The organism is Nonomuraea insulae (assembly GCF_042656245.1).
The window spans coordinates 109912-127857 of sequence record NZ_JBHSPA010000018.1 but is presented as its reverse complement, the minus strand read 5'-3'; the positions used below and the strand labels follow the sequence as shown (position 1 = coordinate 127857).

The window sequence follows — 17946 nt, the reverse complement described above, 5'->3', positions numbered from 1 at the left end:
AGAGCCGCAGGGGCTCGTGTCCCGTAGCTGAGGGTCGCGGGGCTCACGTCCCGTAGATGACCGACAGGAAGCGCACCAGCACCGCCTCCCGCACGGCGACCGGCAGCGCGTCCAGCACGGCGTTGACCACCGCCATCTCCGGCTGCCCGGAGCCCGGCCGCAGATCGACCCCGACGGACGCGGCCAGATCGGCGAACGTGGCGTCGTCGAGCGCCTCCAGGTCCAGCCCCGCCACCAGCTCCACCAGCCCGCCGGGCAGCACGGCGGGCCCGCGCTCGCGAGCGGCCCGCGCCGACTCGGCGATCACCTTCAGCATGGCCTCGACCCCGGACAGAGTGACCCCGGTGACCGTGATGTGCAGGTTGGCCGGAATGCCGGCGTACGAGAGCTGCGGCTGCAGGAACCACCCCCGCGCCCGCGCCTCGTCCGCCAGCACGAACACGTCGATCCCGTCCCCGGCGAACGCCACCAGCGACGCCGCCGGCTCCCCGAGCACCCGCAGCCCGGGAATCGCCGCGATCCCCTCACGTAACAGGGCGGTCGCCGCCAGCGTGGCCCGCCCGAGCTCCAGGTACCCCTCCCGGCCCAGCGCCTGCAGGGTCGCCCAGGCGCCGCCGAGCGGCCCGGCCGAGCGGGAGCTCTGCACGGTCGCGTTGATGACGGTGTACCCGGGCCAGGCCGCCGAGGCGAAGTACGCCTTACGCCGCATCGCGGGATCGGCGAACAACACGACGGAGGCGCCCTTGGGCGCGTACCCGAACTTGTGCAGGTCGCAGGAGATCGACGTGACCCCCGGCACCGACAGGTCGAACGGCGGGATCGCCGCGCCCGCCTCGCGCAACCACGGCAGCAGCCACCCGCCCACGCACGCGTCCACGTGGAACGGCACGCCCGCCACCACGGCGCCGATCTCCTCGATGGGGTCGATCACACCCTGGGGATAGGACGGCGCGGAGGCGACGACGAGGATCGTGTCCTCGTCCATCGCCCGCTCGACGTCGCGGGCCCGCACCTCGTACGTCTCCAGGTCCACCGGCACGGCGACGACCTCGACGCCCAGGTAGTGCGCCGCCTTGTGGAAGGCCGGGTGCGCGGTGACCGGCAGCACCAGATTCGGGCGGGCGCGGCCGGCCAGGTCGCGGGCGGCCTTGACGGCCAGCATGATCGACTCGGTGCCGCCGCTGGTGAAGATCCCGTGGCCGCCGCCGAGCAGGTCCGCGACCGCGCCGACCACCTGCCGCTCCATCATGACCACGCTGGGGAACGCCGTCGGGTCGAGGCAGTTGACCTCCAGCATCTCCAGGTACGCCCGGGTCGCCGCGTCGTTCACCTCGGGCCGCCCGGTGTCGTAGACGTAGGCGGTCACCTGGCCGCCGCGTACGGGCAGGTCGTGCTCCTTGAGCTGGGCCACCTCCGCCAGCAGGTCTTCCACGGCCCTTCCTGCCCCGGGCATCATCGGGGGTCGCCGGGCAGGCCGAGCGTCCTGTGCAGGGACAGGTGCAGGTGGGCGCGGAAGCGGCGCAGCGCGGCCCGGTCGCCACCGGCTCTGCGGCGGCCCTCGCCGTCCAGCACCCCGCCCTTGGCGAAGCCGTGCACGGACCAGATCACCGTCCACACCGTGTATTCGAGGTCCGCCTCACGGGAGATCAGCCCGGCCTCGACGGCGGGCCGCAGCGCGGTGGTCACGGCGGTGAGCAGCGGTTTCACGTACTGGCGCTCCAACTCTGTGATGTCGCTGGCGTCGGAGAGCCAGCGGTGCATCCACAGGGCGGGCACCTCGGGATTGTCCACGCAGAAGTCGAGGTAGTCGTCGGCCATCCGGTGGATGGCCGCGACGGGGTCGTCGCCGGGCAGCCGGTCGAGGGCACTGTCCAGGGCTGCCTTCTCCGCCCGGTGCGCGCGCTCCATGACGGCGAGGTACAGCTCCCGCTTGCCGCCCACGTGGTAGTTGACGGTCGCGATGTTCAGCCCGGCGGCCTCGGCGATCTGGCGGGTTGAGGTGCCGTCGTAGCCGAGCGCCGCGAACAGTTGCGTCGCGACCTTGAGGATCAGGTCGGCCTGTGTCATGTGACCGAAGAGTAGTTCGAAAACCCTCTCTCCATCAAGTGATTGATCGGGTCAGTTCCAGTCGTTCAGCAGGTTCTCCAACTCGGCGCTCGCCTTCGCCGGGTCGTAGCCGGGCAGGGCCTCGCGCATGAGGTCATGAGTCCGTCGTACGGCGTCCGCGCCCGCCGCCCGCACCGCCACCAGCGTCTGCTCCGCCAGCTCCGTGCTGCCCAGGCGCAGGGCGCGAGGGCCGTAGGCCACGTCGAGGACCTGGCCGTTCGCGTCCACGGTTGCCTTGACCTGCCCCGAGGCGGCCTCGCCCGCTCCGACGATCCGGTCGAGGTCCTCCTGCGCCGTTTCGAGCCAGGCCAGCATCCGTTCGCCCTCCTGTTCGTCCACGCTTGCCCCCTAGAGAAGATCCTGGGCCGCCTGCTCGACCCTCTGGCGTACGAACGTCTCGTCGAGCGGCTCGCGGAGGGCCGGACCCGAGGCGGCGTCGGTGATCTCCCGCGCCTGGCGCCCGGCGTCCTCCTGCGCCGCCCGCAGCACCGCCGTCACCTTCCTGCCGAGCGCCGCCTCTCCGCCCCGCATCGCCCGCGGGTCGATGCGCAGGCCGGTGGGACCGCCCTGGCCGTCGGCGGTCGCCTCGACCAGCCCGTCATCGCTCTCGGCTCGGCCCTCGACCTGCTGGACGGCCGCGCGCGCCGCCTGGAGGCCGCGCATGATCTCGCGGCTCTCGGCGACGTACCGGGCCAGGAACTCGGCGTCGTCTTCCGGCGCGGGTGACCACATGGCGACCTCCGGCGGTCAGAGGGGGCGGGCTGAGCCGACCAGTCTAGACAAACCTCGGCCCGATCTTGGCGGCGAGATGGACATCTCAGGAATAACTGAAGAGTCGCGTGAGTCGTGAGATGTCCAGTTATCGTGCGGAAACATGACGGGGTTTGAGATCGAGCCGGGCGCGGTGGAGCGCCACGGCGAACAGGTGAGCACCCACGGCTCGGATTACCAGGCCGCGGTCCAGCGGCTACGGGAGCGGGGAGACGGCGTCTCGTCGTGGGGCGACGACGGACTGTTCGGGGAGATCACCGCCGCCTACGCGGAATGCACCCAGGTCTCCCTGCTGGCGCTCACGAAGGTCACCGGGGAGATCGGCGGCACCGGCGAAGGAATGGTCGGCACGGCCAGGGACACGCGCGACAGGGACCACCTCACATGGGGGTGACGCTCCCGCCCGAGCTGGACGGGTTCCTGGAGCTGCTCGGCGTGCCGTGGCCGAACATCGACGAGGACGAGATCAGGAAGGACGCCGCGGCCTGGCGCACCGTACAGGCCGGGGCCGAGCCCGCGAGCGCGGAGGCCGACGCGGCGGTGCGCAGGACCCAGCAGGTCTACCGCGGCGAGTCGGCCACGGCCCTGGCGGAGCACTGGGACCGGGTCGGCGGGGACGGCGGCCACGCCGCCCAGGCCACGGCCGCCGCGCGGATGGCGCCGGTGGCGCTGGAGGGCACCGCCGGCGTCGTGAGCGCGGTGAAGGTGGCCGTGGGCACGCAGGCGGCGGCCGGGCTGACCTCCGTCATGCAGACGCTGGCGGTCGGCGGCGCGCTGGGCGTGACGGCGGCCACCGCGCGCATGTACCTCGCCCGGCATGCCATGACGAAAGCGCTGCGGGAAGGTTCAAGTGGCACCGGGAAGGTGCTGGCCCCGGCGCTGGCCCGGCGGGTGACCGACCCCATGCGCCGCATCCTCGACGACCTGAGCCTGCCGGGAGGACGGCCGGCCCTGGCCGGCGGACCCAGGGTGCCGGACGGCATGGCCGCGATGGCCCGCGGAAAGGGGAACGCGCGCGGCGGCCGCGACAGGGACGATTTCACCTCCAGGCACGCGCGCGAACGTAAGGAACAACGTGGCATCAGCCAGGCCGACATCAATGAGACCATCTCCAAGGGCAGCAAGAAGCCTGGCAAGACGCCGGGAACGACCGAATACCGTCATGGCGACATCGTTGTGATCAGGAACAACGAGACCTTCAGGATCGTCACGGTCATCAGGAAATAGGGGCTGGGTTTGCGGATCGAATACGGCGAGGAGAACGACGTCGCCTACATCCATCTGGTCGAGCACATCGGCGCCGGTGAGGCGGTCAGGCAGGTCGTGGTCGAGGACGCCGGGATCAAGGGAGAGGTGATCGTCGACCTCGACGGCGATGGCGCCCTGCTGGGCATCGAGATCCTCGGCGCGTCCCATGTCCTGCGGCCCGAGACGCTCGCGCAGGCGTCGAGGAAGGACTAGGAGCGGGCCTTCGTCCAGGCGGGGCTGTCGAGGAAGTGGTTGTCGAAGCGCTCCTGGGAGTCGAGCAGCTCCTCCAGCGTGGCCTGGCCCGCCTTGAGGCGGGCCAGCAGCCGGAAATACTCGAACCGCTCGACCCCCGGCGTGATCACGATCAGCAGGTCGGCCTCTGAGCCGGGGGCGGCGGCGAAGGCGTGCGCCATATCGGGCGGCACCACGGCCACGTCCCCCTGCTCCAGCGTCAGCACCTCGTTCCCGGCCAGCACCTGCGCCTGACCGTCGAGCACGTAGAACATCTCGGAGGCGGTGGTGTGGGTGTGCGGCACCGCGCCGTCGGCCCCTTCGCCGAGGGTGATGCGCATCGTGCTCAGCGCGCCGCCGGTGGCGCTGGAGTCGAGCAACATGCGGCCCGTGCTCGGGTGCCCGCCGATGATCTCGGCGTCCACGGACCGGATGACGGCGGCTGCCTGGTGGATGATCGACATGTACGTCACTCCTTCTCACGCGCGGCACCGCGGAGCGCGGTGTCGACGAGTCGTTCTGCGTAGGCCCGCCCCACGGGCAGGCCGGTGATGAGCACGCGGTAGTAGAGAGCCCCGGTGAGCTGGTCGAACAGCGCCTCGACGTCGAGGTCCGCGCGTAGTTCGCCGCGCTCGACGGCCCGCTCCAGCAGGGCGTGGGCCAGGGCGTTGCGGCGGGCGTACACGTCGCGTTCGAGCGCTCCGACGTCGGGATGGCGGGCGGCGGCCGCGACGAGCTCGGCCACCGTCCCGGCCGACGGGTCATCGCCGGTCCTGCCCGCGCCTCGCATGCGGTTGAGCCCGGCGGCGATCTTCTCCAGGTACGCGGGCAGATCGCGGCGGATGTCCCCGCTGTCGGTGATCTCGTCGTCGTCCTGCAGCCTGGCCACCACGGCCACGGCCAGGTGGTCCTTGGTGGGCCAGCGGCGGTAGAGCGTGGTCTTGGCGACCCCGGCCCGCTCGGCCACCTCGTCGGGGGACAGGCCGGCGTAGCCGCGTTCGAGCAGCAGCTCGATCGCGGCCCTCAGCACGCCCTCGTCCACATCGGCCCTGCGTGGCCGCCCTCGCCCGGTCATGTCCGCCCCTTTTTCGATACTCAGGTAGCGAAAAAGAGACTAGCCGAGGCCCAATGAATTACGCAACCTCAGTTTCGTAATTAGTCCGGCGCCCAGTACTTCGTCATGATCTTCTCCAGGTGCCGCACCACGGGCGTCCAGGTCGTCGGCAGCGTGTACCGGCTGGCCCGCCGCTTGTCGTAGGCCAGCGTGTACTTGATGAAGTCCGCCCCCTGCGGCGGCCCCTCCGACCGGCCGACCTTCAGCTTCTTCAGATGTCCGCGCAGCGTGCGCTTCTCCTTGGCGGTCAGGCACTTGTCGATGGTCGGCCCCGTACGCCGGCTGAGTCGTACGCAGCCGTTGCCGTAGACGATCACGCGGTCGTTCAGCCCCGCGAAGCCGCCCTGCTCGCGCAGGTCCAGCAGCACCTTCTTCGGCGCGACCGCCGCCTGAGCCGGAACCATGGACGTGCTCAGCGCAAGAAGGAGCACGGGCAGGAGCACGATTCGCCAGATCCTCATGTCTACTAGGACGTACCGGAGCCCCGAACGGCTCACCTGAGCGCGTCCACCGGCTCCATCCTGGCCGCGCGCAGCGCTGGGTAGAGCCCCGCCAGCAGCCCGACCAGGGCTCCCGCCACCGGTGCGGCGATCGCCAGCCGCACGTCGAGCAGAGGCGTCCACTGCTTGACGGCCGAGACCGCCACCACGACGATCACGCCCAGGCCGGCGCCGATCACGCCGCCGGTGAGCCCGATCAGCGTGGACTCCAGCAGGAACTGGCCCGCGATGTGCCGCCGGGCCGCGCCGAGCGAGCGGCGCAGGCCGATCTCCGGCACCCGTTCCATCACCGTGACCAGCGTGACGTTGGCGATGCCGACGGCGCCGACGACGAGCGAGACGAGGCCGAGGATCAGGAAGAGCGCGTTGACGTCGTCCTGCGCCCCGTCCCTGGCCCTGGTGGGGCTGGGCGGAGTGATCACCTGCAACTCGTCGCCGTTGCCCGGGCTGAGCGCCGCCGGGGCCTGGCCCGCGACGAGGCCGGCGGCGCCCAGGCTGGTGTTGACCAGCACCCTGGTGACGTCACGCAGCCCGAACTGCCTGCCCACGGTCGGCGGCACGATCACGGCGCTGCTCAGGTTCCGCTCGCGGCGCAGGCCGCCGAGCACGCCGATCACCGTGTACGCGTGCTTCCCGATGAAGATCGCCGGTGCCCGGTCGAGCCGGGTGACGCCGAGCATCCTGGCCGCCTCCTCGCCGATCACGGCCACCCGGTCGCCCCGCCGGACGTGCCCCGCGTCGTAGAACCGGCCCTGCGTCATCCGGCCGCGCGCCGCCTCCGGCAGGCCCGTCGTGGCGGCCAGCACCGCCAGAGAGAGCGTGGTGACCCTGGCGGGGTCCACGAGGTCGTTGGAGCGTACGGACAGGTTCGTACTCTCCTCGCCGTCGGACACCGCGGCGGCCGACTCCACGCCGCGCAACCTCGTCAGCCGCTCGACCGCGTCCCAGCCCACCAGCGGGGTGCTCTTGGACTCGGGCACCTCCACCGTGATGGCCGTGGCCACCAGCTCGTCGAAGCGGCCGACGATCTGGTTGCCCGCCGTGGCGGACACGCCGAGCGTGACGACCAGCGTGGTGATGCCCAGCACGGTGCCGAGCGTCGTCAGCGCCGAGCGCACCGGCCTGGCGAGCATCCCGGCCACGGCCTCGCCGGCCAGGTCGCGTACGTGCATCACTCCTCCACCAGCACGCCGTCGCTGATCCGCACCCGGCGCCCGGCCCGCTCGCTGACCTCCCGCTCGTGCGTGATGACCACGATCGTCAGGCCCTGCTCCCGCAACTCCCCGAACAGGTCGAGCACCGCCTCGGTGTTGCGGCTGTCGAGGTTGCCCGTGGGCTCGTCGCACAACAACAACGACGGCTCTCCCAGGAGGGCCCTGGCGATGGCCGTGCGCTGGCGCTCGCCCCCGGACAGCAGGCCCGGCGCGAACCCGGCCCGGTGACCGAGACCGACGCGCTCCAGCGCCGCCAGGGCCCGCTCCCGCCTGCCCGTTCTCCTCTGCCGGCGGTAGACCTCGGCGAGCATCACGTTCTCCTGCACACTGCGGTGGGAGAGCAGGTGGAATGCCTGGAAGACGAAGCCGATCCGGTCGCCGCGCAACCGGGTTCTGGCTCCGTCCCGCAGCGTAGTGGTCTCCGTGCCGTCGAGGCGATAACTACCCGAACTGGGTCGGTCCAGCAGACCCAGCACGTTCAGCAGTGTGGACTTTCCCGAACCTGACGGGCCGGTGATCGCCAGGTAGTCGCCGCGGTTCACGCGGAGTGAGACCTCGTCGAGGGCGCGGACGGGAGGTCGCGCGGGGAACTCCCGGCAGAGCCCGACCAGCTCGATGACCGGCTCAGGCGCTGCCTCGGTGACCGCCTCAGGCACCGGCCCAGGCGTCGCCTCGGTGGCCGGCCCGGGCACCGCCTCGGTGGCCGGCTCAGGCACCGCTGATCACCACCCGGTCGCCCTCCGTCAGTTCGCCGGTGACCTCGACGTTCCCGTCGGCGGTCAGGCCCGTGCGCACCTCGACGTCTTTCGTCCTGTCCGTGGCGTACTCGACGCGCACCCGCGCCTTCCCATCGGCCGAGGTGATCACCGCGGTCACCGGCACCACCAGCACCGGCTCCTTGGTCGCCCCCACGGTCACCCGCGCGGTCACCGCCGTACCGGTCCGCATGCCCTTGGCCGAGGACGGCGTGATCAGCACCGGCTGGGTCCCGGCCGCGGCCTCCTCCGCGCCGGGCACCTTGGCCTTCTCGCCGATCGCGGTCAGCGTGGCCGCGATCGGTCTGCCCGTGTCCAGTTCGACGCTGGCCGCCATGCCCGGCCGCAGCAGCTCGGACTCCGCCGCCTCCACCGACCCGGTCACCGTGAACGTCGAACTCGTCACCGTGGCCACCTCGTCCTCGATCCGCTGCCCCGGCTTCGCCGAGACCTTCTGCACGCGGGCGGGCAACTTCGGCAGGAACACCACCTCGCCGGGCGGGATCGAGGTGCCGTAGGTACGGGAGTACTCCGCCAGCGTCGCCTTCGCCTCCGCCACGTCCTTCCTGGCGTTCGACACCTTCAGCCGGGCCGGGGAGAGCTGCCTGGCCCGGCGCAGCGCCTGATCGGCGGTGACCACGGCCTCCTTTCCGGTCCGCACGGTCTTGCGCAGCTCGTCCAGCTTGGTCTCTTTGCTCTCCGCCGCCTGTCGCAGGGCCAGATCACGGGACTCCTGGGCCGCCTCCAGGTCCGCCCTGGCGTTGTCCACCTTCAGCTCCAGCAACCGGGTGTCGGCGGTGGGGAGGGAAACGGGCGTGGTCGTGCCGGTTCTGGCACCGGTCGTTCCCGTCGTGCCGGTTCTGGCACCGGTCGTGCCGGACGTGCCGGTTGTGGGACTGGCCGTGGGGACGGTCGTGCCGGACGGTGTGGGGGTCGCCGTCGTGGGGCCGGGCGTCGGCTGAGTTCTGGCCGCCGCGAGTGCCTGCTCGGCCTCCAGCAGCCGCTCCTCGGCCGCCCGCACCGCCGCGTCGGCCGCGGCCAGCCTGGTCTCGTCCTCGGGCGTCAGCTCCCGAGCCCCCGCCTGTTCCAGGGCAGTGCGCGCCGACTTCAGGTCCTGCTCGGCGTTGTCCAGCTTGACCTTCAGCGGCAGCACGTCACGCCCCTGGTCCAGGGCCAGTTTCTCGGTCGCGAGGGTCTCCGAGGCCGTCCGTACGGTCTTGCGCAGCGTGTCGTACGTCTGGCGATCGGTCAGGGCCGGCCGCTGGGCCTCGTACCCCTTCTTGGCGTACATCTCGGTGACGGCGGCGACCGTCGCGGAGTCGAACACGCCCGAGGCAGGGGCCTCGTGCCCGAGCCTGCGCAGGGCCCGCTGCAGTTGCTTCACGTCGTCCCCCTTGCCGCCGGGGGCGATCGTGCGGTGCATCGGCACCGTGCCGCGCAGCGCGAACACCGGGCGGCCGTTGACCTCCATCAGCACGGCGCCCTCCTTGATCTTGCCCTTGCGGGGCGCGCGGGTGGCCCGCTGGAGCTCGGAGGTGCCGCCGACCACCCCGGCCAGGCTGATCGGCAGCGGGGAGCCGTACTCCAGAGTGCCACTGAGCACCACGGTGCTGACCAGCTTGCGGCGTTCGACGGCGGCGGTGACCAGCGAGGCCGCGGGCGCGGCGCGGCGGGCCGCCTCGTCGGCGGGGGAGCGCAGCCGGGCGCCGACCGCCCAGCCCGCGCCCGCGATGACCACGACGCCGGCGATGACGCCGGCGAGGAGCCTGCGTGGGGAGTTCATGAGGGCGTCAGAAGGCGAACTGCTCGTTGACCCGCTGCTGGACCGTCGTCTCCCTCGGTATGAAGGCCGGGTAGAAGTCCTTGCCGCACTCCAGGTCGTCGAGCGCCGCCTTGATCTCCTTGTTGAGGTACGGCATGGCCTGCTGGGGCGTGAGCTCCGGCATCTGGTACTGCTGTGTGTCCTTTGTCATCTTCGGCGGCGCCTGCAGGTCCCCCTCCTGCTGCTTGCCCAGGTTGGACTGCTGCTCCAGGAACGTCCGCTCGCCGCGCAGGTCGATGGCCGACGGCTTGGTGTCGCTCACCGTGTAGCCCTTGCCCTTGAGGCAGGTCGCCATGGCGCCGGCCAGCTCCACCAGCTTGGGGTCGCCATCGAGCTCGGCGGCCTTTGCTCGCTTGTGCGCCTTGGCCATCTGGCTGAAGTAGTCGAGGTTCGACTTCAGGGTCAGGCCGAGCACCTTCTTGCCCGCCACTCCCATGCAGGCGTTCTTGGCCTCGTTGTAGGCGACGAGCTGGGCGTTCGAGAGAGAGCTCAGCATCTTGCGGTTGGGATCCTTGACGGGGTTTCCCGCCATCCCCTCCGGGGCCATCTCCTTGGGATAGGCATACACGGCGTAGACCCCGAACCCATATTTTTCGCGATATGTCTTCATCGCCTGGTAGTCGCCGGAGGCGATCTTGCGGTCCTCGTCGCTCTCCTGTTTCTCCGGCGCCACGTACGCCACGTACTTGAAGCCCTTCTGCTTCATGCAGTCGGCCTTGGCCGCCTCGAACTGGTGCTTCTTGTCCTTGGCGGCGGCCGTGGACGCGGCCGGCGAGGGCTGGGCGCTCTGTGCGGCGCCCCCGCAGCCGCACAGCACGGCCGCGGAGAACGACATGGCGACAGCCAGGTGGGATCTCTTAAGCATGACGGAGACCATACTCCGTTGAACGGAGCATGGTCAATCCAGGCAGTGCCGCCGCTGGCGGAAGGGGGCGAAGGCGGTGGCCGCGAGCAGCACGATGAGGATGCCCGTGTACGCGAGGTGCTGCCTGGTCAGCTCCTCCGAGTGCAGGGTCAGGTCGCCGAAGTCCACCAGAAGATAGATGCCCGCGCCCAGCGCCCACCGGTGGTCCCGCGCCAGATAGCCGCCCAGCGTCCCCAGCCCGAACAGCGTCACCTCCACCGCCAACCGGCTCAGGCTGATCGGGAACGAGGTGTCCTCCGTCATCCACTCGGGACCGGCCCACGCCGCGAGCACGACCACCGCCCACCACCACCATGACCTGGCCCGCGCCGGCTGTCGTGACGACGCGAGCAGCACCAGGCCGATCAGCACGATCGCGTAGCCGCCGGCCACCAGGTAGGGATCGCTGTCCTGGTACAGGGAGCGATCGGTGAGCGCGTTCGGATGGACCGGCAGCAGGGTCAGGTCGAAGAACTGCCGGCCGGCCGCCATTCCGACGGCCTTCACGCCGACGAGGAGGGTGAGCGGGAAGGCCGTACGCGTCCATCCGCGCAGGATCGCCAGCAGCGCCAGCGCCGACAACACCGTCCACAGCGGCATCGCCCCCGTGTACGGGAGCAGCGCCGCCAGGTTCACCACCGCGACGGCCGTGACCCCCAGGTGCAGGCCGTCCTCCCAAGCGCTCCCGGTCGCCCGGTGCACGATGCGGCTGCGCACGCCACCGACCAGCAGCCCCCACGCCTCCCTGAGCACCGGGATCCGCCTGCCGGGGGCGGCCGACTCCAGCAGGATGTCGAGCAGTTCGTCGCCGTGCGCCCGGCGGTAGTTCCGCGGATAGGCCAGCAGCAGCCTGCGGTAACGCCGTTCGAGCGCGGTCACTGCCTGGGCGCCCGCCGGATCGAGCGCAGTCACGGCCCGCGCGCCCGCCGGGTCGAGCGCCGTCATGCGCCGGACGGGCGCAGGACCAGGGAGGCCGCCTCCTGCATCCGCCGGGCCTCCGCCTCCACGAGCGTCTGGCCCTCGGGGGTGATCCTGAAGTAGCGCCGGTTGCGGCCGTTGACCGTCTCCTCGCGGTCGACGATGATCACGCCCCGCTCGTTCAGGCGCTCCAGGATGCCGTAGAGCGTGCCGACGGACGGCTGGACCCGCCCGCGCGACAGCTCCTTGATCGACTTGCTGATCGCGTGTCCGTGCAGCGGGCCCGCGCGGAGGGCGGTGAGCACGAAGTACATCGGCTCGCTGACTTCAGAGGTTCCCCTGGGCATGGGGACGACAGTATTCCGTTCAACGGAGCGTCCGCAACGCCCAGGGGGACTCCCGTTCTACGTGCAGCGCACGCCGTTGAGGTGGAACACCTCGGGGGCCGGATTGGGGCCTGAGGTGTTGGTGCCGTTGAAGCCGAATGTCACCTTCTGCCCTGGTTTGATCTTGCCGTTCCAGCCCAGGCTCTTGGCCGTCACCACCGAGCCGGACTGCGACAACGCCGCGCCCCAGACGTGCCCGGCCCGCTGGCCGCCGAGGAACGACCAGCGCAGGCTCCAGCCGTCCACCGTCTCCTTGCCGGCGTTCTCGATCACGACCTGGGCGGTGAACCCGCCGGGCCACGAGCCGTGGGCGGAGTAGCCCACCCGGCAGTCGGAACGCCCGCCCTTGTCCGCCAGGAACGCCGAGACCCAGGCCAGCGGGGAGTTCCAGTTGATGGTCAGCTCGTTCGTGGCCCACGACTCGATGTCGTCGATGTAGCAGAACTGCGGCGCGCAGCCGCGCAGCAGGCGCTGCGCGAGCGGGTCCTGGATGCCGGAGTTGGGGCCGCCCGCCAGCGTGCCGCGGGGCGGGTTGGGCAGGTTCGGGTCGAGCTGGCGGGAGTACCAGCGGCTGTGCTGGTTCTTCGAGGCCACCTCGCCGTAGCCGGTGACGTACGACTGGTTGAGTGCGTTGCGGCCCAGGATGTAGTCCATGCCCTCCCGTACGGCCGTCCTGTACTTCTCCTGGCCCGTGAGGTCGTAGGCCGTGGCCATGACGACCATGTTGTTCAGCACCAGGTTGTTGGAGCCCCAGTCGAAGTCCGGCGGGTTGTAGGGCAGCCCGTACGGGTGCGCCTTCTGGACAGCCACATACTTCTCCGCCCCTTCGACCACCGACTGCCGCACGCGTGCCCGGTCCGGCAGCGCGTTCGGCACGGTCGCCAGGTCCAGGCGGCCGAGCTGGGCCGTGTTGCCCCAGTCGAAGCCGCGCTCGCGCCAGATGTCGCCGGTGTGGTGCGGCGAGGCCAGCACGAAGTCCCTGAACTCCTTCTCGCCCGTCGTGATGTACAGCTCGGCCGCCGCCCAGTAGAACTCGTCGCTCACGTCGCCGTCGTTGTACGCGCCGCCGCCGATGCCGTCGTTCGGGTCGGCGTACCTGGCCGGGTTCGCCTTGGCCGCCGCCCACGCCTTGCGCGCCGCCTTGAGGTTCCTGGCGGCGAACTCCGCGTCGTACGGGGCGAACAGCCGGGCCGCCTGCGCCGCCGTCGCCGCCAGGTTGAGCGTGGCGGCCGTGGAGGTGGGGTGCAGCTCGCGCAGTTGCGGGTCCAGGTGGGGCAGGAGGGGAAGACCGGTCCAGTTCTGGTCGTGGATCTTGTGGTGGGCCATGCCCGCGTACGGCTTGCCGTCCGGCGCCTGCATGCTCAGCAGGAACTCCTGCTCCCAGCGGGCCTCGTCCAGGATGTCCGGCTTGCCGTTGCCGCTCTCCGGGATGTTCAGCTGGCCGTCCTTGAAGGCGGCCTTGTCCCGTTCGTAGGCGGCCATGAGCTGGTAGACCGAGATGCCGCCGTTGACGACGTACTTGCCGTGGTCGCCGGCGTCGTACCAGCCGCCCTTGACGTTCAGGCTGTAGTCGCAGACGCCGGGCTGGCACGGCACGCTCACGTCGCCCTGGTTCGGCGCGACGCCCACGTGACCGGCCGGCCTGGCGTACCCGGGCCTGAGGCTGTCGAGGATCTCGATGCCGCTGCGCTGGGTGTAGTAGAACTTCAGCGCGTCCACCGGGAGCTGGTCGTAGATGCCGGCCGCGATGTCGAACGGCCTGCTCGTCTCACCGTCCGCCGTCAGCGTGTAGCCCTCGCCCGGCTTGCGGTAGGCGCCGAAGTCCAGCGTGTGCACGTTCTGCCCGGAGCTCCCGTCCGCACCCCTGGGGACGGTCCTGCCACTGGCCACCGTCACCTTCCCGGCGTTCTTCAGCTCCCAGTCCAGGGCCTCGGTCGACGTGGTGACCACCGTGGCCTTCTTGGGGCCCGTGGGGAGGTAGCCGACCATGTTCACGCGTACGCGGGGGCCGGTGTCCGGCTCGTACACCTCGGGCTCGGCGCCGCCCTTGAGCGACACGTCGTCCATGCAGAACCTCCAGGGCTCGGCGCTGCCACCCACCTGGAAGGCGACCTGGGCGTTCGGCAGCGACACGGGGGCGGTGAACGTGTAGGAGTAGCCGTTGCCCGAGACGCTCATCTCCGGCGCGGCCGACAGATACTGCGTGTAGGGGTCCACGGGAAGCTGGATCAACGCCCTGCCGACCTTGGCGGGGGTCGCGGTGGCGAAGAACCTGTAGGCGTAGGTCTCGCCCGCCACCAGCGGGAGGTCGTTCTGGCCGACGATCACGTCCCAGGGGTTGGTGGTGCCGCCCGGGATGTCGGCGCACAACCGTCCGCCGTCCACCGCGAGGGTGATGTTGCCGGTGCCCCACCAGGGGGCGGTGCCTGCGTCGAAGGTGCCGTTCACGATCTGCTCGGGCCCCTCGTCGGCCGCTGCTGAAGCGGCCGGGGTGGGGGACAGGGCGACCATGGTGAGGAGGGCCAGTAAGGCGGCCCGGCATCGGGTCATGGAGGTCCTTCAGAGTTGGGAGCGCTCCCAAAAGGCGCGCCCCCGATCCTCCACAACCCCCGCCGCCCCGCCAACGGCCCCGCACGAACCCCTTCAGAAGAACGTGAAACTTTCACGGTCGTGGTTGTGGTCTTCACCGATTCGCGGTGATCTGGGAGGGTTCGAGCGTGGTTCGCGCCCTCACCCTGGCCGGGTGCCCCCTGTACGAGCTGCTCGACCGCCAGATCCCCAAGCTGGCCAGGCTGCTCGTCAAGGGCTTCGCCGAGCAGATCCCCGTCTACAGGCGGTTGCCGCAGGAGGAGCTCGACGGGGACATCACGGTCATCACCGAGCACAATCTGCGGCTGATCTCGCGGGTCTTCCGTGATCGCCGCCCGCCCGCCAGAGCCGATCTGGCGCCCTTGCGGGAGTCGGCGGCGCGCAGGGCGCAGGAAGGGGTGCCGCTCGAAGCGTTGCTGGCGGCCTATCACCTGGGGGCGCGGATGGTGAGCGAGCGGCTGTTCTCGCAGGTCGGTCCCGACGACCTCGACGACGTGCTGGAGGCCAACCGGATCATCCTGCTGTACATCGAGAGCGCGACCGTAGCCGTGTGCACGGCGTACCTGGAGGAGCGGGAGAGTGTGCTCAGCCAGGAGCAGCATGCCATGCACGCCACCGTCTCGGCGCTGCTCAGCGGTGACCAGGCGGCGCTCGCGGGGGTTCGGCTGGCCGCGCGGTATCTGGTGCTGGCCGTGGCGGCGGGGCGGCATCCCGATGAGGACGGGCCCGGTGGAGCGGTGGCCGGGCGGCGCAAGGTGCGGCGGATCAGGCACGCGCTGGAGCGGTACGTGGGCGAGCCGGTGTTGCCGGCGCTGGACACGACCGGTGGGCTCGTGCTGGTCCCCGTCCAAGGAGAGGTCCAAGGAGAGGTCCAAGGAGAGGTCCAAGGAGAGCTTCCGGTGGCCGGGGAGCTGGCGGAGGTGGCGGGGAAGGCGGCGGGTGTGCCGGTGTGGGTGGCCGCCGAGTGCGCGCCGCCCCAGGGGGTGCCCGAGGCGGCGCGGCTGGTCGAGGAGGTGCTGGACGTGGTACGGCTCTTCGAGCAGCCGCCGGGCGCCTATCGGCTGGCCGACGTGCTGCTCGAATACCAGCTCACCCGGTCGAGCCAGGCCACGGCGCTGCTCGCGGGGCTGCTCGACCCGCTGCTCGACAACCCGGATCTGCTCAGGACGCTCACGGCGTACCTGGACACGGGGCTGGACCGGCGGCGCACCGCCGAGCTGCTCCACGTGCACCCGAACACCGTCGACTACCGCCTGCGCAGGGCCGTCAGCCTGACCGGGCTCGACCCGATGGATCCGGCTCACCTCCAGCGGATCGGGGCCGCGCTGGCCGCCCGGAGGCTCACAGGACTCCGGTGACCGCGGCGGTCACCGCTGTGGCGAAGCCGCGCATGCCGAGGGCGTTCGGGTGGAAGGGTGCGGCGGGGGCGGCGGGGACGTACGGCTCGATCCAGCGAGTGCCGGGGCCGGTGCATGGGGAGTGGGAGGCGCTCGGGGTCTGGAGGTCGATGAAGCCGACCCCGGCCGCCGACGCCTGTTCGGCGAGCATCTGGTTGAAGTACATCAGCGTCGCCCGGATGTAGTTCGCGTCAGCGCGGATGATCGGGACGCGGGGGTAGCAGCCGTTGGGCGGCGCGTACGTGGCGTAGCCCACGACGAAGACCCTGGCCTGCGGCGCGCGGGCGTGAATGTCGGAGATCAGGGTGGTCATGCGGGCACGTAAGGCGTCGGTCGCCACCCGCCACTGGTCCTGGCCGCCCGCGTTGTAGTCGTCGTTGCAGGCGTCGCCGACGGGCGGGGGCAGCAGGTTGAGGCAGTCCTCGATGAAGCCGGTCAGGCCGACGTCGTTCGCGCCGATCTGCACCGTGACCAGCGTGGTGTCCTGGCTGAGGGCGTCGAGCTGGGGCGCCACGTCGCCCAGGTCGGTGCCCTGCGAGGTGTACATGTCGTCGGTCTGGGCGCCCGAGCAGGTCACGTCGCGGAACGTGGCCGCGCCGATGGACTGGGCGGTCAGGTGGGCGTAGTTGTGGTCGGATCGCCAGCAGCCGTAGTCGGGGCCGATCTGGTTGGGCACCAGGGGGCCTGAGGCGGCCGAGTCGCCGAGTGCCACGTACACCTCGGACTGGGCGGCTTGTGCCGGCGGCGCGAGGCTCAGGACGAGCCAGGCCGCGGCGAGCGGGATGAACATCCGTCGGACCATGAGGACTCCTTCCGGCAGGGGTGGGGGGTGCGGAATCCGTGCTGGTCTGTCAGCGGCGGAAGGGGCCGGTCACCTCGTAGGTGATGCCTCCGGTGCCCGCGGCCTCGCCGCTGGCGCCGCGTTGGGAGGAGAAGTAGAGCCGGGCGCCGTCGGGGGAGAAGGCAGGGCCGGTGATCTCCGACCTGGCCTGGCCGTTGAGGCGCATGACCGGGGCCACGACGCCGTCCGGCGTGATGATGTTGATCTCCATGTTGCCGCCGTCCTCGGCCACGTAGAGATCGCCTTTCAGGCCGGTGACGTTGTCCACGCCGTCGAGCGTGCCCGTGCCGTCGTAGATGGCGGTCACGGTCTGGCGGGCGGTGTCGTACGCCCAGACCTTGCGGTCGCCCTTCGCGGTGAAGTAGCAGACCCCGGCGGCGTAGTGGCAGCCCTCGCCGCCGTTGAAGTGCCTGGCGGCCGGGACCTGGTGCCTGGTCTGGCGCTCCAGCACGGCGGGGGTGGGGTCGGGGACCTCGCGCCACACCGTGCCGTCGCCGCAGAGCACCTCCAGCCGGCCGCTGGACAGATCGCCCCAGGTCGTGGGGGTGAATCGGTAGAAGCAGCCGTCGGTCTCGTCCTCGGTCAGGTAGATCACCCGGTGGTCGGGGTCGCAGGCGGCGGCCTCGTGCTTGAAGCGGCCCATGGCGGGGCGGGGCTGGGCGCCGCGGGAGCCGTACGGGTCCGTCTCGTACACCCGGCCGCGGAAGATCTCCTCACACGACAACCAGGTGTTCCAGGGCGTGGCGCCGCCCGCGCAGTTGAGGTTCGTGCCGTTCAGGATCCGGTACGCGCGCTCGACCGAGCCGTCCGCCCTGAACCTGATCGCCGAGGCTCCGCCGATGAGCGGCACCTCGGAGTTGGACACGTAGATCCAGCCGGTCCCGTCGGCGAAGCAGGCGCCGCCGTCGGGGGCCGGATGCCACAGCAGGCCCCCGACGATCCTGCCCGACCGCGCCACGACGCGGCCGGTGAAGCCCGCGGGCAACGCCATGCCGTTCGCGTCCGGGGCGCCCAGCGGCCCGTAAGGGCTCGTTCCCGCCGACAGCGCCGAGGCCACCGCCTCATGCCACACGGCTCCGGAGAACGCCACGGCGGTGAGGAACGTACGGCGGCGCATGGAGGCCCTCCCGTGGTCGCGGTTGCGTTCGCA

20 protein-coding genes are annotated in these 17946 nt (G+C 71.1%); 4 read left to right on the top strand and 16 right to left on the bottom strand.

Annotation, left to right across the window (positions count from 1 at the left end):
• Nucleotides 1–43: 43 nt before the first annotated feature.
• From ACFPZ3_RS15115 to ACFPZ3_RS15100, 4 genes are read right to left on the bottom strand one after another with little or no spacing between them, the layout of a single operon-like run.
• Nucleotides 44–1456 (bottom strand): pyridoxal phosphate-dependent decarboxylase family protein, encoded by a 1413-nt coding sequence (locus ACFPZ3_RS15115; RefSeq protein ID WP_379514713.1) that lies wholly within the window; start codon nt 1454–1456, stop codon nt 44–46.
• Complete coding sequence (locus ACFPZ3_RS15110; protein WP_379514712.1) at nt 1453–2067, bottom strand: TetR/AcrR family transcriptional regulator; 615 nt, start codon at nt 2065–2067, stop codon at nt 1453–1455. The genes ACFPZ3_RS15115 and ACFPZ3_RS15110 overlap by 4 nt, the downstream gene beginning before the upstream one ends.
• Nucleotides 2068–2118: 51 nt before the next feature.
• Entirely contained in the window at nt 2119–2445 is a 327-nt protein-coding gene (locus tag ACFPZ3_RS15105; RefSeq protein ID WP_379514711.1) for a YbaB/EbfC family nucleoid-associated protein, read from the bottom strand.
• Between the two features lie 9 nt (nt 2446–2454).
• Entirely contained in the window at nt 2455–2838 is a 384-nt protein-coding gene (locus ACFPZ3_RS15100) for a YbaB/EbfC family nucleoid-associated protein (protein ID WP_379514710.1), read from the bottom strand.
• A gap of 142 nt (nt 2839–2980) precedes the next feature.
• On the opposite strand from ACFPZ3_RS15100, the gene ACFPZ3_RS15095 reads away from it, so the two are divergent.
• Genes ACFPZ3_RS15095 through ACFPZ3_RS15085 form a run of 3 tightly spaced genes read left to right on the top strand, consistent with a single transcriptional unit; the run spans nt 2981 to nt 4338 of the window.
• The gene (locus ACFPZ3_RS15095; protein WP_379514709.1) at nt 2981–3271 is read left to right on the top strand and encodes a hypothetical protein; all 291 of its coding nucleotides are present in this window, start codon (nt 2981–2983) and stop codon (nt 3269–3271) included.
• Nucleotides 3262–4104 carry a DUF4258 domain-containing protein gene (locus ACFPZ3_RS15090; RefSeq protein WP_379514708.1) on the top strand — a complete coding sequence of 281 codons (843 nt, stop codon included), beginning with the start codon at nt 3262–3264 and terminating at the stop codon, nt 4102–4104. The genes ACFPZ3_RS15095 and ACFPZ3_RS15090 overlap by 10 nt, the downstream gene beginning before the upstream one ends.
• Before the next feature lie 9 nt (nt 4105–4113).
• A complete protein-coding gene (locus tag ACFPZ3_RS15085; RefSeq protein WP_379514707.1) occupies nt 4114–4338 on the top strand; it encodes a DUF2283 domain-containing protein in 225 nt (74 codons plus the stop codon).
• On the opposite strand, the gene ACFPZ3_RS15080 is transcribed toward ACFPZ3_RS15085, so the two are convergent.
• The 10 genes from ACFPZ3_RS15080 to ACFPZ3_RS15035 all read right to left on the bottom strand — a co-directional run bounded on the left by ACFPZ3_RS15080 (nt 4335) and on the right by ACFPZ3_RS15035 (nt 14519).
• Entirely contained in the window at nt 4335–4820 is a 486-nt protein-coding gene (locus ACFPZ3_RS15080; RefSeq protein ID WP_379514706.1) for a cupin domain-containing protein, read from the bottom strand. The two genes, ACFPZ3_RS15085 and ACFPZ3_RS15080, sit on opposite strands and share 4 nt — an antisense overlap.
• A gap of 5 nt (nt 4821–4825) precedes the next feature.
• Nucleotides 4826–5431 (bottom strand): TetR/AcrR family transcriptional regulator, encoded by a 606-nt coding sequence (locus ACFPZ3_RS15075; protein ID WP_379514705.1) that lies wholly within the window; start codon nt 5429–5431, stop codon nt 4826–4828.
• Between the two features lie 80 nt (nt 5432–5511).
• Nucleotides 5512–5931 (bottom strand): hypothetical protein, encoded by a 420-nt coding sequence (locus tag ACFPZ3_RS15070; protein WP_379514704.1) that lies wholly within the window; start codon nt 5929–5931, stop codon nt 5512–5514.
• A 32-nt stretch (nt 5932–5963) separates the two neighbouring features.
• On the bottom strand, nt 5964–7142 hold the full coding sequence (locus ACFPZ3_RS15065; protein ID WP_379514703.1) for an ABC transporter permease: 1179 nt from the start codon (nt 7140–7142) through the stop codon (nt 5964–5966).
• Nucleotides 7142–7840: an ABC transporter ATP-binding protein gene (locus ACFPZ3_RS15060; protein ID WP_379514755.1), complete on the bottom strand. Its 699-nt coding sequence runs from the start codon at nt 7838–7840 to the stop codon at nt 7142–7144. Before ACFPZ3_RS15060 ends, ACFPZ3_RS15065 begins: the two co-directional genes overlap by 1 nt.
• 52 nt (nt 7841–7892) lie before the next feature.
• Entirely contained in the window at nt 7893–9722 is a 1830-nt protein-coding gene (locus tag ACFPZ3_RS15055) for a peptidoglycan-binding protein (RefSeq protein WP_379514702.1), read from the bottom strand.
• Between the two features lie 7 nt (nt 9723–9729).
• Nucleotides 9730–10626: a hypothetical protein gene (locus tag ACFPZ3_RS15050; protein WP_379514701.1), complete on the bottom strand. Its 897-nt coding sequence runs from the start codon at nt 10624–10626 to the stop codon at nt 9730–9732.
• A 33-nt stretch (nt 10627–10659) separates the two neighbouring features.
• Nucleotides 10660–11610, bottom strand: coding sequence for a hypothetical protein (locus ACFPZ3_RS15045; protein ID WP_379514700.1), 951 nt, complete (start codon nt 11608–11610; stop codon nt 10660–10662).
• Nucleotides 11607–11930, bottom strand: coding sequence for a PadR family transcriptional regulator (locus ACFPZ3_RS15040; RefSeq protein ID WP_379514699.1), 324 nt, complete (start codon nt 11928–11930; stop codon nt 11607–11609). Before ACFPZ3_RS15040 ends, ACFPZ3_RS15045 begins: the two co-directional genes overlap by 4 nt.
• A 57-nt stretch (nt 11931–11987) precedes the next feature.
• Nucleotides 11988–14519, bottom strand: a complete 2532-nt coding sequence (locus ACFPZ3_RS15035) for a glycoside hydrolase family 9 protein (RefSeq protein ID WP_379514698.1) — start codon at nt 14517–14519, stop codon at nt 11988–11990.
• Nucleotides 14520–14686: 167 nt separating this feature from the next.
• Here ACFPZ3_RS15035 and ACFPZ3_RS15030 point away from each other — a divergent pair, with 167 nt between their 5' ends.
• The gene (locus ACFPZ3_RS15030) at nt 14687–15916 is read left to right on the top strand and encodes a PucR family transcriptional regulator (RefSeq protein WP_379514697.1); all 1230 of its coding nucleotides are present in this window, start codon (nt 14687–14689) and stop codon (nt 15914–15916) included.
• Here the strand turns inward: ACFPZ3_RS15030 and ACFPZ3_RS15025 are convergent.
• Complete coding sequence (locus tag ACFPZ3_RS15025; protein ID WP_379514696.1) at nt 15900–16757, bottom strand: SGNH/GDSL hydrolase family protein; 858 nt, start codon at nt 16755–16757, stop codon at nt 15900–15902. The genes ACFPZ3_RS15030 and ACFPZ3_RS15025 overlap by 17 nt on opposite strands.
• 49 nt (nt 16758–16806) lie before the next feature.
• Nucleotides 16807–17913, bottom strand: coding sequence for an alkaline phosphatase PhoX (locus tag ACFPZ3_RS15020; RefSeq protein ID WP_379514695.1), 1107 nt, complete (start codon nt 17911–17913; stop codon nt 16807–16809).
• Between the last annotated feature and the right edge of the window lie 33 nt (nt 17914–17946).

What these genes read in the sequence shown, in the direction of transcription:
- ACFPZ3_RS15090 (WP_379514708.1), top strand. Translation starts at nt 3,262, where the DNA reads ATGGGGGTGACGCTCCCGCCCGAGCTGGACGGGTTCCTGGAGCTGCTC.
- ACFPZ3_RS15040 (WP_379514699.1), bottom strand. Translation starts at nt 11,930, where the DNA reads ATGCCCAGGGGAACCTCTGAAGTCAGCGAGCCGATGTACTTCGTGCTC.
- ACFPZ3_RS15115 (WP_379514713.1), bottom strand. Translation starts at nt 1,456, where the DNA reads ATGATGCCCGGGGCAGGAAGGGCCGTGGAAGACCTGCTGGCGGAGGTG.
- ACFPZ3_RS15100 (WP_379514710.1), bottom strand. Translation starts at nt 2,838, where the DNA reads ATGTGGTCACCCGCGCCGGAAGACGACGCCGAGTTCCTGGCCCGGTAC.
- ACFPZ3_RS15095 (WP_379514709.1), top strand. Translation starts at nt 2,981, where the DNA reads ATGACGGGGTTTGAGATCGAGCCGGGCGCGGTGGAGCGCCACGGCGAA.
- ACFPZ3_RS15065 (WP_379514703.1), bottom strand. Translation starts at nt 7,142, where the DNA reads ATGCACGTACGCGACCTGGCCGGCGAGGCCGTGGCCGGGATGCTCGCC.
- ACFPZ3_RS15050 (WP_379514701.1), bottom strand. Translation starts at nt 10,626, where the DNA reads ATGCTTAAGAGATCCCACCTGGCTGTCGCCATGTCGTTCTCCGCGGCC.
- ACFPZ3_RS15110 (WP_379514712.1), bottom strand. Translation starts at nt 2,067, where the DNA reads ATGACACAGGCCGACCTGATCCTCAAGGTCGCGACGCAACTGTTCGCG.
- ACFPZ3_RS15025 (WP_379514696.1), bottom strand. Translation starts at nt 16,757, where the DNA reads ATGGTCCGACGGATGTTCATCCCGCTCGCCGCGGCCTGGCTCGTCCTG.
- ACFPZ3_RS15020 (WP_379514695.1), bottom strand. Translation starts at nt 17,913, where the DNA reads ATGCGCCGCCGTACGTTCCTCACCGCCGTGGCGTTCTCCGGAGCCGTG.
- ACFPZ3_RS15080 (WP_379514706.1), bottom strand. Translation starts at nt 4,820, where the DNA reads ATGTCGATCATCCACCAGGCAGCCGCCGTCATCCGGTCCGTGGACGCC.
- ACFPZ3_RS15055 (WP_379514702.1), bottom strand. Translation starts at nt 9,722, where the DNA reads ATGAACTCCCCACGCAGGCTCCTCGCCGGCGTCATCGCCGGCGTCGTG.
- ACFPZ3_RS15035 (WP_379514698.1), bottom strand. Translation starts at nt 14,519, where the DNA reads ATGACCCGATGCCGGGCCGCCTTACTGGCCCTCCTCACCATGGTCGCC.
- ACFPZ3_RS15045 (WP_379514700.1), bottom strand. Translation starts at nt 11,610, where the DNA reads ATGACGGCGCTCGACCCGGCGGGCGCGCGGGCCGTGACTGCGCTCGAT.
- ACFPZ3_RS15070 (WP_379514704.1), bottom strand. Translation starts at nt 5,931, where the DNA reads ATGAGGATCTGGCGAATCGTGCTCCTGCCCGTGCTCCTTCTTGCGCTG.
- ACFPZ3_RS15075 (WP_379514705.1), bottom strand. Translation starts at nt 5,431, where the DNA reads ATGACCGGGCGAGGGCGGCCACGCAGGGCCGATGTGGACGAGGGCGTG.